We start from the raw sequence: 13,001 nt of genomic DNA, 5'->3' as shown, positions 1-13,001 counted from the left end.
CACCGCCTGATTGGCCACCGAAAAATGCTGAAAATCCTGGGTAAAGCCTCGTCCATCAATGTGCGCAAAGTGCTCTGGACCTGCGCGGAATTGAACCTGCCGTTTACCCGCGAAGACTGGGGCTCGGGCTTTCAGCCCACCAGCGACCCGTGCTTTCTGGCGCTGAACCCGAACGCCATGGTGCCCGTCATCCAGGACGGAGACTTCGTGCTGTGGGAGTCGAACAGCATCATCCGCTACCTGGCCGCGCAGTACGGCGGGCAGGCGCTCTATCCGGCTGAACCGAAATTAAGGGCGCGCGTGGATCAATGGATGGATTGGCAGGCCACCGACCTGAACCGGTCCTGGAGCTACGCCTTCATGGCGCTGGCGCGGCAATCGCCCGCGCATCAGGACGCGGCCAGTATCGCGGCGTCGTGCCAGGCTTGGGCCTTGTACATGGGCATCCTGGATACCCGGCTGGCGCAAACCGGTGCGTATGTAGCGGGCGAGGCCTTCAGCTTGGCGGACATCCCCATCGGCCTATCGGTCAACCGCTGGTTCGCGACGCCTTTCGGCCCTGCCCATGAAAAACCCACCCTGCCCGCCGTCAGCGCTTACTACGACCGGCTGGCCGCCCGCGAGGGCTACCGGCTGTACGGGCGCAACGGCATGGTTTGACGGGTGGGCTTGGCTGACTGGTCCGCTGGACGATCAGCCAGCCTGCTGTGTTACTTCACCACGCCGCAGATCAGGCGCCCGCCTCCGCCGCCCAGCGGCTCGGGCTTGTCGCTGTAGTTGTCGCCGCCCACGTGCACCATCATCGCGTGCCCTTTCACGTCGGCCAGCTTCAGATGCGGGGCCACCACGGCTTTCTTGGCCGTGCCGTCGGCCGCCACCACGATAAGCGGCAGGTCGCCCTGGTGCCCATCCTTGGCCATCGGCCCCTTGTGGGCCTTGGTGCCCTTCGGGTCCAGATGCCCGCCCGCGGCGCCGCCAGGCGCCATCTTGCCGTTCACCATGCCCGGCATGCAGGAACCCTTTTCGTGGACGTGAAAGCCGTGCTCGCCCGGCTTCAAGTCGGTTAAGTTGGGCGTGATCTCCAGCCCACCCTTGGTGTCCTTCAGTGAAATCGTGCCGGCGCTTTTGCCCAGGCCGTCGGCGGTCAGGAATGACATCGAAACGTCTTCGGCCAGCGCGGCGCCAGACGCGCCCGCCATCGTCAGCGCCGCGACAAGCATCGAGATTTTCTTCATGAAGTGCCTCCTGGAATCATGCACGCAAGGTGCGGATGCCCGGCCAGCGCGAACCTTGCCGCCTGGCCCAGGGCGCAGAAAACAATAGCACCGGGGCAAGTCGGCGCACCAGCATTCTTCCTTCCTGATACAAGCGATCAGGCTTCTTAACGATTCACCAGCAGCACCAGCGCGTGCAGCGCAACACCGATCAACCCGCCGACCAGCGTGCCGTTAAAGCGGATGTATTGCAGGTCGCGCCCCACGCTAAGTTCCAGTTCGTCGACCAGGTGGCGTTCGTCCCAGTTCTTCACCGTGCGTGAAATGTGTTCGGTCACGCCGATGCGCAGCCGGCCCGTCAGGCGGCGCGCGCTGCCCATCACGTGGCTGTTGATGGCGTCGCGCAGGCTTGGGTCTTCGCCCAGCTTGCGGCCCAGCGCCAGCATGGCGCGTTCCAGATGGCCGGCCAGCGCCGAGTTTTCGTCGGACAGGTCGCGCCGCAAGGCGGCGTGGATGTCGTCCCACAGGCCTTGCACGTATTCCTGCACCTTGGGGTGGTCGATGGCGCGCTGCTTCAGGGCTTCAACCTGGGCGGACAATGCCGGGTCGGTCTTCAGGCGTTCGATGTAATTCAGCACCCAGGCTTCGTAGTCGCGCCGCACGGGGTGGTCGGGTTCGGACAGCACGTCGCGCAGTTCGTCCATCAAGGCCATGGCCAGCCGGTCGGCCAGGTTGTCGGCAATGCCGTCCACCGACTTCACCACGTCCACCGCCGCGATGATGCGCGGCCATTCCTTGCGGGCAAACTTCACCAGCAGCGTGGACGCGCGTTCCTTCACGTCGTCTTCGCCCAGGTAGCCGCCCAGGCGCTCCATGGCCGCATCCAGCAATTCCTGGTGGCGCCCGTCGCGCGTCAACAGGCCCAGCACTTCGCCGACGGTGCCCGCCGCGTCCCAGCCGCGCAGGTTCTTCACCACGAATTCCTGGATTACGCCGCGTACCGCGTGATCGTCCAGCATGTCCAGCGTTTGCAGCGCCACACGGCGCGCGCCGTCGCTCAAGGCATGCGCCTGCTTGGGCCGAACCAGCCAACGCGACAGCCGCGTGGCGGGGTCGAACACGCGCAGCTTTTCCATCAGCGTGTCCGGGTCCAGGAAGTGGTCGCGCACGAACACGGCCAGGTTGTCGCCGATGCGGTCTTTGTTGCTGGGGATGATGGCGGTGTGCGGAATCGGCAGCCCCATCGGACGGCGAAACAGCGCCACCACCGCGAACCAGTCCGCCAGCGCGCCCACCGTGGCCGCTTCGCAAAACGCCCGCACCCAGGCCCATGCCCCCTGCCCGCCCATGACATGGCTGGTGATGAAGCCGCAGACCATGGCCACCAGCAGCGCCAGCGCGGCGATTTTCATGCGCCGCAACTGCGTACGGCGCGCGTCGGAGGCCAAGCTGGAATGCGTGGCGAACGCGGCGGCGGCCCGTCCGGGCAGGGGCGGCGAGTCGGGCGTCTTGGACGTGTCGGCGGGTTCGGGCTTATCAGGCATGGCGGTGTCGGCGTGGCAAGCGAGGCGTCAGCATAACAACTGCGCTACTCGCCCAGGAACTCCGACACGGCCTCCAGCCCTTCGATGTGGTCCGCCACCACCTTGGCGATAAAGGCAATGGGCACGGACAGCAGCGTGCCCCAGATGCCCCACAGCCAGGTGAACAAGAGCAGCATCATGAACACCGCCACCGAGTTCATCTTGGCAATGCGGCCCGACATCCAGGTGGTGACCAGCACGCCGATCAGCAAGGCAATGACCACCGAGCTACCCGCCACCTGTAGCGCGGGCCCGATTTCACCGAATTGAATCAGCGCCGCGATCCCCGTGCCAACCGCCGTCATCAGCGGGCCGAAGTACGGAATGATGTGCAAGGCGCCCGCCACCACCGCCCAGGTGGCGGCGTTCTCCAGGCCCAGCAGGCGAAACGCCCCCCACGACAGCACGCCCAGCGCCACGTTCGTCACCAGCATCATCGCCATGTACATGTGGATCGAATTGTTGATCTGGTCCAGCATGTGCACGCTGATTTTTTTCTGCGACAAGGTTGTGCCCGCCACCTTGACGAACTTGCGCTTGAACGCGTTGCCCGACAGCAGCAGGAAGAACACGAGGAATACGCTCATGGTCGCCTGGCCCAGAAAGGTGGCCAGCCCCTTGGAGCCCCACAGCAGGAATTCGCTGAAGCCCGCGTCCGACTTGGCCACCACCACCTGGCGGCCGGGCTGCACGCCGCCGGTATCCTGCAGCACGCTGGCCGCGCCCTTGATACGTTCAATGAAGGAACCATCGCCGCTGGCAAAGCCGTTCAGCGTGCGCGAGATCTTGCCGGAAATCTCGGGCAGCGCCTCGATGATGGAGCTGACCTGGCTTTGCGTGGCATACACCAGGCCCGCCAGCCCGAAGAAAATCACGGCCATCAGGATGATGATGCCGACCGGGCGCGGCAGGCGCACCCGTTCCATCAGGGCCACGGCGGGGTCCAGCGCATACGCGACCACAATCGCCATGACCACGGGCACGATGAATTCCTGCGCCATCTTCAGGGAAAACAGCACGGCAAGAACGGTCAGCGTGGTCAGACAGGCGCCGCGCGCCCAGACGTGCGTGACGTTGGGCGCGGGTTCGGGAATGATGCCGGCGTCCTGCACGGTGGCTTTTTCATCCGAGGCGCGATCGTCCGGCCCGGACTTTTCCGCCGCCCGCTCTTCGGGTGACATGGTTTCCGGCGCCGCTTTTTCCGGCGTGATCTTTCCCGGCGTCACCTTCCCCGGCGTCGCGCTTTCCATCCCGTCCCCTCGCATTTCGTTTTGGTGAACGCGGACAGCAAGTATCGTGCCTGGGGACGTTCGGTTTGCTTTTCAGCGCCGCTTTCCAGCGCGTTCAGCCCTTCACCGCCAGCAGGCCCGCCTGCCCTTCGTGATCGCGCTGCGCGCGCTCCAGGATGAATTCGATCAGCATGGAAATTGCGCGCGGATGGTGTCGGTTGGGCATGTACAGCATGTACATCCCTCGCCCAAAAATGCTCAGCCGCCATTGCGTCAGCGCGGCCAGCAGCTCGCCGCGCGCAATGTCGTCGTGCACCACGTAGTCCGGCACGACGCCCACGCCCAAGCCAGCGCGGATGGCGTCGCGCAGAAAGGCGTAGTTGCGTGAAATGACCGTGGGTTCCAGTACGACGTGCTGGCGCGGCTGGCCGCCGTAATAGGCGGACAGCCGCAACGGCCGGCCAATGACGGCCGCGCTGATGACGGGCGCCTGGGCCAGGTCATCGGGCCATTGGGGCAGGCCCCGGGCCTCGGCATAGGCTTTGGACGCGCACGCCACGTAGCGCACCAGCCCCAGTTCGCGCGCCACCAGATTCTGCGGCGGCTCGGACATGATGCGTACCGCGATATCGACCTCGTCGCGCAGCAGATCGTCAACGCTGTTCTCGAACAGCACGTCCAGGACGATATCGGGATACGCCTGCTTGAACTCCAGCAGCCAGGGCGTCATCACAAACTGCCCATAGCCGCTGGGCACGCTCAGCCGCACCTTGCCTTGGGGCGTCTTGCCCAGGGTGTCGACCGCCTCGCGCGCGGCGACCAGTTCGTCCTGGATGCTGCGGCCATGCTGATACAGCTTCAGCCCGATTTCGGTGGCTTCCACATGGCGCGTCGTGCGCCGCACCAGTTGCATGCCGACTGAACGCTCCAACTGATTCAGGTGGTAGCTGACGTTGGCGCGGGTCATCTTCAGCCGGCGCGCGGCTTCGCTCAAGTTGCCGGCGTCCAGGATATCGACCAGCAAGGTCAGGGATTTGGTGTCCATGGCGTCTCCTTGGGCCGGATTGTCAAATTTTTTTATCCGTCGTGTCAATTCCTGATGTCATTGTCAAGACATCTTTACTGGGAAAGAATAAAGAACTAAGCGATAGACGCAAAACAAGACAAGCGGTTTTCCCGCTTGCCAGGCGCCGCAACGACGGCCGCCCCAACGGAGACAAGGACCCATGACGGACAGCAGCACTGCCGGCGCCGCCCACGCGCGCCGCGACGAAGACATCCTGGTCATTACCCTGGACCACCCTCCGGTCAACGCGCTAAGCGCGGACGTGCGGCGCGACTTGGCCGACGCCATCCAGGCCGCGCAAACCGACCCCAACGTACGCGCCATTCTGCTGGTGGGCGCGGGCAAGAACTTCATCGCCGGCGCCGACATCCGCGAATTCGGCAAGCCGCCCAAGCCCCCCGCCTTGCCCGACGTCTGCAATCAGATTGAAGCCAGCACCAAGCCGGTGGTGGCCGCGCTGCATGGCGCGGCGCTGGGCGGCGGGCTGGAAGTGGCCTTGGCCGCGCACTACCGCGTAGCGCTTGCCAGCGCCAAGCTGGGCTTGCCCGAAGTAAACCTGGGCCTGTTGCCGGGCGCCGGCGGCACGCAGCGCACGCCCCGCCTGATAGGCGCGGCCGCCGCGCTGGACCTGATGCTGTCGGGCAAGCACCTGTCGGCCGACGCCGCATTGCGCGCCGGGCTGGTGGACACGCTGGCTGAAGGCAACGACCCGCTGGCAGCGGGGCTGGCCTACACACGCCAACTCTTGGCGCAAGGCGCGGGCCCCCGCCGCAGCCGTGACGCCACCGCCGCGCTGGCCGACAAGGCCGCCGCCTTGGCCGAAGCCGCCGCGGCCGGCGAACGCATCGCCAAGACGCTGCGCGGGCTGTATTCGCCCGCGAAGATCGTTGAAGCCGTGCGTGCCGCCATCGAACAACCTTTTGACGAAGGCCTGCGCACCGAACGCGCGCTGTTCCTGCAATGCCTGGACAGCCCGCAGCGCGCCGGCCTGGTGCACGCATTTTTTGCCGAGCGTGAAACCACCAAGGTCCCCGAACTGAAAGAAGGCAAGGCGCGCGCCCTGAACAAGATCGGCGTGGTGGGCGGCGGCACGATGGGCGCGGGCATCGCGGTGTCGGTGCTGGACGCCGGCTTGCCGGTGGTGATGGTTGAGCAGGACGACGCCGCGCTGGAACGTGGCCGCGCGCGCGTCGCGCAGGTGTACGACCTGCTGCTCAAGAAAGGCCGCATCACGGCAGAAGAACGCGATGGCCGGCTGGCGCGCCTGACGGGCGCCACCACCTACGACGCTCTGAGCGATGCCGACCTGATCATCGAGGCCGTGTTCGAGGACATGGACGTGAAGCTGGCCGTGTTTGCCGAACTGGACCGCGTGGCCAAGCCCGGCGCGGTGCTGGCCACCAACACGTCGTACCTGGACGTGAACCGCGTCGCCACCGCCACGCGACATCCGGGCAACGTGCTGGGCCTGCACTTCTTTTCACCCGCCAACATCATGAAGCTGCTGGAGATCGTGGTGGGCGAGCACACCGCGCCCGACACGGTGGCCACCGGCTTCGAACTGGCACGCAAACTACGCAAGACACCCGTGCGCGCGGGCGTGTGCGACGGCTTCATCGGCAACCGCATCCTGGCCGTGCACCGGCAGGCGGCGGACATGATGATGGAAGACGGCGCGTCCCCCTACGACATCGACGCTGCCGTGCGCGAGTTCGGCTACCCCATGGGCCCCTACCAGATGGCCGACCTGGCCGGTGGCGACATCGGCTGGGCCACCCGCAAGCGCCGCGCCGCTACCCGCGACCCCGCCCTGCGCTATGTGCAGATTCCCGACCGTCTGTGCGAACGCGGCTGGTTCGGCCAGAAGACCGGCCGTGGCTTTTACCTGTACCCCGATGGTGCGCGCGTGGGCACGCCGGATCCGGAAGTGCTGGCCATCATCGACGACGAACGCCGCCGCGCGGGCGTCACGCCGCGCCCATTCACGCACGAAGACATCCAGCGCCGCTACCTGGCCGCCATGATCAACGAAGCCGCCAACGTGCTGGACCAGGGCATTGCGCTGCGCCCGTCCGACGTGGACGTGGTGTTCCTGTCCGGCTACGGCTTTCCGCGCCAGCACGGCGGCCCGATGCACTACGCCGACAGCGTGGGCCTGGACCGCGTGCTGGCCGACATCCGCGCCTATGCGCAGGAAGACCCGGCGTTCTGGAAACCGTCGCCGCTATTGGTGCGCCTGGCCGAATCCGGCCGCAACTTCGCCAGCCTGAATCAGGCTGCCTGAACGCAGGTTTTTTTAGCCGCCGGCCGCCTGAACACCGCCCGCCTGAATACAGAACCCACTTTCGACTGGAACCCTTATGCGCGAAGCCGTCATCGTCTCTACCGCCCGCACCCCCATCACCAAGGCGGGGCGCGGCGAATTCAACCAGATCGCCGGCCCCACGCTGGCCGCGCATGCCGTGCGCGCCGCCGTTGACCGCGCCGGCATCGACCCCGCGCTGATCGAAGACGCCTTCATCGGCTGCGGCTACCCCGAAGGCGCCACCGGCCGCAACATCGGCCGGCAAGCCGTCATCCGCGCCGGCCTGCCGGTCAGCGTGGGCGGCGCCACCATCAACCGCTACTGCGCGTCGGGCCTGCAAGCCATTGCGTCGGCCGCCGGCCGCATCGTGATGGACGGCGCCCCGGCCGTGATCGCGGGCGGCGTGGAACTGGTGTCGCAGATCCGCACGCGCGACGACGGCGTCAGCGGCATGGACCCCTGGATACTGGCCAACAAGCCCGAACTCTATTTGCCCATGATCGAAACCGCCGACATCGTGGCTGCCCGCTACGGCATCAGCCGCGAAGCCCAGGACCGCTTCGCCGCGCAAAGCCAGGCGCGCACCGAAGCCGCCCAGGCCGCCGGCCGCTACCGCGAAGAGATCATCCCCGTCACCACCACCATGTCCGTCACCGACCGCGCCACGGGCGTCGTCAGCGAACGCGAAGTCACCATCGACAAAGACACCTGCAACCGCCCCGGCACCACCTACGACGCGCTGGCTGGCCTTGCGCCCGTGCGCGGCGAAGGCCAGTTCGTCACGGCCGGCAATGCCTCGCAACTGTCCGACGGCGCGGCCGCCTTGGTGCTGATGGAAGCCGGCGACGCCCAACGCGCCGGCATTCGCCCGCTGGGCGCGTTCCGGGGCTTGGCCATTGCCGGCTGCGAGCCCGACGAAATGGGCATCGGCCCCGTCTACGCCGTGCCCAAGTTGCTGGCGCGCCATGGCTTGAAGGTCGATGACATCGACCTGTGGGAACTGAACGAGGCGTTTGCGTCGCAAGCGCTGTATTGCCAGGAAAAGCTGGGCATCCCCATGGACCGCCTGAACGTGGACGGCGGCTCCATTGCGTTGGGCCACCCGTTTGGCGTCACCGGCGCTCGCCTGGCCGGCCATGTGCTGATCGAAGGTCGCCGCCGCGGCGCCCGCTATGCCGTCGTCACGATGTGCATCGGCGGTGGCATGGGCGCGGCCGGCCTGTTTGAAATCTACGGTTGATATGCATTAAGGACCGACATGGACTTGGAATTCACCCCCGAAGAAAACGCCTTCCGCGACGACGTGCGCGCCTTTCTGGCGGCCAAGCTGCCCCGGCGCCTTTCCGACAAGGTTGGGCTGGGCAAGCTGCTTACCAAAGACGACATGGTGGAATGGCACGCCATCCTGAACCAGCAAGGCTGGCTGGCCAGCCACTGGCCCGTGGAATACGGCGGCACCGGCTGGAGCGCCACGCAAAAGTTCATTTTCGACAACGAATGCGCGCTGGCCGCCGCGCCCCGCATCGTGCCCTTCGGCCTGAGCATGCTGGGGCCGGTGCTGATCAAGTACGGCAACGAAGCCCAGCGCCAGTACTGGCTGCCCCGCATCCTGGACGGCAGCGACTGGTGGTGCCAGGGCTATTCCGAACCCGGCGCGGGTTCCGACCTGGCTTCCGTCAAGACCACCGCCGTGCGCGACGGCGACCACTACATCGTCAACGGGCAAAAGACCTGGACCACGCTGGGCCAGTACGCCAACATGATTTTCTGCCTGGTGCGCACCTCGCAGGAAGGTCGGCGCCAGGAGGGCATCAGCTTCCTGCTCATCGACATGAACAGCCCGGGCATCGAAGTGCGCCCCATCATCACGCTGGACGGTGAACACGAAGTCAACGAAGTGTTCTTTTCCGATGTGCGCGTGCCCGTCGAGAACCTGGTGGGCGAAGAAAACCGGGGCTGGACCTGCGCCAAGTACCTGCTGACCTACGAGCGCACCAACATTGCCGGCGTGGGCCAATCCACCGCCGCGCTGGAACGTCTGAAGGCCGTGGCCGCCAAGCAGAAAAAGAACGGCCGCCCCCTGGCCGAAGACCCTGACTTTGCCGCCCGCCTGGCGCGCGTGGAAATCGAACTGGCCAATATGCGCACCACCAACCTGCGCGTGGTCGCGGCGGTGGCGGGCGGCGGCGCACCGGGCGCCGAAAGCTCGATGCTGAAGATACGCGGCACGCAGATCCGCCAGGAAATCACGGCCTTGAACCGCCGCGCCATGGGCCCGTACGCGCGCCCCTTCGTGCCCGAAGCGCTGCACGACGGCTACGACGCCGCCCCCATCGGCCCCGAGGGCGCCGACAGCGCGGCGGCGCAGTACTTCAACAACCGCAAGCTGTCGATCTTCGGCGGCTCCAATGAAATTCAGAAAAACATCATCTCGAAGATGATCTTGGGACTGTAAGGGCCGGCCATGAACTTTGAACACACCGAAGACCGGCGCATGCTTTCCGACATGCTGCGCCGCTTTGTTAGCGAGCAGTACGACTTCGCCACCCGCGAACGCCACGCGCAATCGGCCCAGGGCTACAGCGTGGAATTCTGGTGCCGCTATGCCGAACTGGGCGCGATCGGCGCCTTGTTCACCGAGGCCGATGGCGGCCTGGGCGGCGCGGGCTTTGATATCTCGGTCGTCTTTGAGGCGCTGGGACGCGGCCTGGTCGTGGAACCTTTTTTGGACGCCTTGATGGTGGGCAGCGCCATCGCCGCCGCCGGCACGCCCGCGCAACGCGAAGCTGTGGACGGCCTGATCGCGGGCACAATCACGGCCGCGCTGGCCCAGGGCGAGCCCGATTCCGGCTATGAGCTGGCGCGGGTCAGCACGCGCGCCGAACCGGCGGGCGACGGCTGGGTGCTCAACGGCGCCAAGGCCGTGGTCACGGCGGGCGAACACGCGGACCTGTTCCTGGTGTCGGCGCGCACGTCCGGTGCGGAAGATGACGAAGCCGGCATCAGCCTGTTCCTGGTCAGCGCCGGCACGCCGGGCCTGGCGGTGCGCGGCTACGGGCTGATCGACGGTGGACGCGCCGCCGAAGTCACGCTGACCGACGTCAAGCTGGGCCCCGAAGCCTTGCTGGGCGAGGCCGGCGCGGGCTACCCGCTGCTGGAACGCGCCACCGGGCGCGGCATTCTGGCGCTGTGCGCCGAAGCCGTGGGCGCGATGGACTGCGCCCGCGACGCCACGTTGGAATACCTGCGCACGCGCCGCCAGTTCGGCACCCCCATCGGCAGCTTCCAGGCCTTGCAGCACCGCATGGCGGATGTGCTGCTGGAAATTGAACAAGCGCGCTCGGCCGTCATCAACGCCGCCGCCGCGCTGGACAACCCCGACCGCGTCACCCGCGAACGCGCCCTGTCCGCCGCCAAGTTCACCATCGGCCGCATTGGCACGCTGGTGGCCGAGGAAAGCATCCAGTTGCACGGCGGCATCGGCATGACCTGGGAACTGCCGTTGGCGCACTACGCCAAGCGCCTGGTCATGATCGACCACCAGTTGGGCGACGAAGACCATCACCTGCGCCGCTACATCGCGCTGGCGCAGGCGTGAACGGAGGCCAGCCGACATGACGCAGGCCCACGCTGCTCTTCCACCGCTATCACCTCCGTTCTCGGCGCCGTTTCCCGTGCGCAGCGCCGCCGACGTGCAGCGCCTGCAAGCACGCCCGCTGGCGGAAACGTTGACGGTGCAGAGCACCTACGAGATCTTCCGCAACTCGGCCGCGGCCTTTGGCGACAAGACCGCGCTGACCTTCCTGCGCTCGGCGGACCCGGACGACGAGGCCATCCGCTGGAGCTATCGCGAGCTGCTGGCCGGCATCCACCAGACGGCCAACCTGCTGCACGACCTGGGCGTGCGCGCGAACGACGCCGTGGCCGTGATGCTGCCCGGTTGCCTGGAATACCACCTGGCGCTGTGGGGCGGCGAGGCGGCCGGCATTGTCCAACCGCTGAACCCGCTGCTGACGGAAGACAAGCTGGCCTCGCTGATGACCACCGCGCGCGCCAAGGTGTTGATCGCCTACGGCGCGGATGCCGATTGCGAAATGTGGTCCAAGGCGCTGCGCCTGCGCGAGCGCGTGCCGACCCTGCAAACTTTGCTGCGCGTGGCGCCGCACACCGAGCCACTGTCAGATCGCCCCGCGCTGCCCGACTACGCGCTGGACTTCAACGCCAACCGCTCGGCGCAACCGGCCGACCGCCTGCTCAGCGAACGGGTCATCCGCGCCAGCGACGTGGCGGCCTACTTCCACACGGGCGGCACCACGGGCGCGCCAAAGCTGGCCATCCACACCCACGCCAATCAGGTCTTCACCGCCTGGGCGGCCGTGCAGTTGCAGAACGCGGGGCCGACGGACGTGGTCATCAACGGCTATCCGCTGTTCCACGTGGCGGGCGTATTGCCGGCCTCGCTGGCGGCCTTGTCGGCCGGCGTGGAAACCGTCATCCCCACCCCCATGCTGCTGCGCAACCGCGACGTGCTGCGCAACTACTGGCGCTTGGTGGAAAAGCATCGCGCGACCTCGCTGCAAGGCGTGCCGACCATACTCGCGGCCCTGGCCGACGTACCGCTGGCAGGCGCCGATATCTCGTCGTTACGCTACTGCCGCACCGGCGCCGCGCCGCTGCCGGCTGAACTGGCCGCGCGCTTCAAGCGGCTGTTCGGCCTGCAAGTGAACGAAAGCCTGGGCATGACGGAAATGGCCGGCATCTCGTCCATCACGCCCCCGGGCTCGGTGTTTCCCGTCAACTGCGTGGGCTACCCGCTGCCCTATGTGCAGGTGCGCATCGTTGGCCTGGACATTCCCGCCGGGCAAGCCGCGCAGGACTTGCCGCCGGGCACGCCCGGCATGGTGCTGTTCAAGGCGCCCAACGTGATCCCCGGTTTTCTGGACCCCGCCGACACCGCCCGCGCCTTCACCGAAGACGGCTGGCTGATCAGCGGCGACGTGGGCTTCATGGACGCCGAAGGCCGGCTGCACCTGCAAGGCCGCGCCAAGGACTTGATTATCCGTAGCGGCCACAACATCGACCCCAAGACCATCGAAGACGCGCTGGCCACGCATCCGGCCGTGCACCTGTGCGCCGCCGTCGGCGCGCCGGACGCCTATGCCGGCGAACTGCCGGTGGCTTTCGTCACGCTGATGGAAGGCGCGCAGGCCACCGAAGCCGAACTCGTTGCCTACGCGGCCGCGCACGTGGATGAAGGCCCGGCGCGGCCCAAGCGCGTCATCGTGCTGGAGGCCATGCCCATGACCAACGTGGGCAAGATCTACAAACCTGATTTGCGCCATCTGGCCACTGCCGTATCGGTAGAGGCCGTGGTGGCGCGCACCCTGCAAAAGGCCGGGCTGGCGGAAGACAGCAAGATCTTCCGCGTGCTGGCCGATGCGCAACCGGATGTCGCTGTTGAAGCGGAATCCGGCGTGTCCGCGCCGCTGAAGGAGCAGTTGCGCGAAGCGTTGGCGCGCTTGCCGGTCAAAGTCGTGTTGCGCGACTGAACCGGGGCGGTCCGACCAACACAACTCATCACCACACACCACAACAAACCACAAC

General features: G+C 66.7%; 10 protein-coding genes. 6 read left to right on the top strand and 4 right to left on the bottom strand.

What is annotated here, in order from left to right:
- Window positions 1–24: 24 nt before the first annotated feature.
- Entirely contained in the window at window positions 25–660 is a 636-nt protein-coding gene (locus tag M2361_RS05445) for a glutathione S-transferase family protein (RefSeq protein ID WP_259246733.1), read from the top strand.
- Window positions 661–710: 50 nt separating this feature from the next.
- On the opposite strand, the gene sodC is transcribed toward M2361_RS05445, so the two are convergent.
- From sodC to M2361_RS05425, 4 genes are all read right to left on the bottom strand, one after another.
- Window positions 711–1,235 carry a superoxide dismutase [Cu-Zn] SodC gene (gene sodC, locus M2361_RS05440; RefSeq protein WP_259246732.1) on the bottom strand — a complete coding sequence of 175 codons (525 nt, stop codon included), beginning with the start codon at window positions 1,233–1,235 and terminating at the stop codon, window positions 711–713.
- A gap of 146 nt (window positions 1,236–1,381) precedes the next feature.
- Window positions 1,382–2,626: a DUF445 domain-containing protein gene (locus tag M2361_RS05435; RefSeq protein WP_259249242.1), complete on the bottom strand. Its 1,245-nt coding sequence runs from the start codon at window positions 2,624–2,626 to the stop codon at window positions 1,382–1,384.
- Window positions 2,627–2,802: 176 nt separating this feature from the next.
- The gene (locus tag M2361_RS05430; RefSeq protein WP_259246731.1) at window positions 2,803–4,047 is read right to left on the bottom strand and encodes an AI-2E family transporter; all 1,245 of its coding nucleotides are present in this window, start codon (window positions 4,045–4,047) and stop codon (window positions 2,803–2,805) included.
- Between the two features lie 94 nt (window positions 4,048–4,141).
- Complete coding sequence (locus M2361_RS05425) at window positions 4,142–5,071, bottom strand: LysR family transcriptional regulator (protein WP_259246730.1); 930 nt, start codon at window positions 5,069–5,071, stop codon at window positions 4,142–4,144.
- A gap of 181 nt (window positions 5,072–5,252) precedes the next feature.
- Here M2361_RS05425 and M2361_RS05420 point away from each other — a divergent pair, with 181 nt between their 5' ends.
- The 5 genes from M2361_RS05420 to M2361_RS05400 all read left to right on the top strand — a co-directional run bounded on the left by M2361_RS05420 (window position 5,253) and on the right by M2361_RS05400 (window position 12,946).
- The gene (locus M2361_RS05420) at window positions 5,253–7,376 is read left to right on the top strand and encodes a 3-hydroxyacyl-CoA dehydrogenase NAD-binding domain-containing protein (RefSeq protein WP_259246729.1); all 2,124 of its coding nucleotides are present in this window, start codon (window positions 5,253–5,255) and stop codon (window positions 7,374–7,376) included.
- A 76-nt stretch (window positions 7,377–7,452) separates the two neighbouring features.
- Window positions 7,453–8,637 carry an acetyl-CoA C-acyltransferase gene (locus M2361_RS05415; RefSeq protein ID WP_259246728.1) on the top strand — a complete coding sequence of 395 codons (1,185 nt, stop codon included), beginning with the start codon at window positions 7,453–7,455 and terminating at the stop codon, window positions 8,635–8,637.
- An 18-nt stretch (window positions 8,638–8,655) separates the two neighbouring features.
- The gene (locus M2361_RS05410) at window positions 8,656–9,852 is read left to right on the top strand and encodes an acyl-CoA dehydrogenase family protein (RefSeq protein ID WP_050446668.1); all 1,197 of its coding nucleotides are present in this window, start codon (window positions 8,656–8,658) and stop codon (window positions 9,850–9,852) included.
- A gap of 9 nt (window positions 9,853–9,861) precedes the next feature.
- Complete coding sequence (locus M2361_RS05405; protein WP_259246724.1) at window positions 9,862–10,995, top strand: acyl-CoA dehydrogenase family protein; 1,134 nt, start codon at window positions 9,862–9,864, stop codon at window positions 10,993–10,995.
- A 16-nt stretch (window positions 10,996–11,011) separates the two neighbouring features.
- On the top strand, window positions 11,012–12,946 hold the full coding sequence (locus tag M2361_RS05400; RefSeq protein ID WP_259246722.1) for an acyl-CoA synthetase: 1,935 nt from the start codon (window positions 11,012–11,014) through the stop codon (window positions 12,944–12,946).
- Window positions 12,947–13,001: the final 55 nt, after the last annotated feature.

The sequence above is a fragment of the Achromobacter sp. JUb104 genome, from assembly GCF_024806975.1.
GTDB classification, from domain to species: Bacteria; Pseudomonadota; Gammaproteobacteria; order Burkholderiales; family Burkholderiaceae_B; genus Achromobacter; species Achromobacter spanius.
This window is presented reverse-complemented; position numbering and strand designations above follow the sequence as displayed.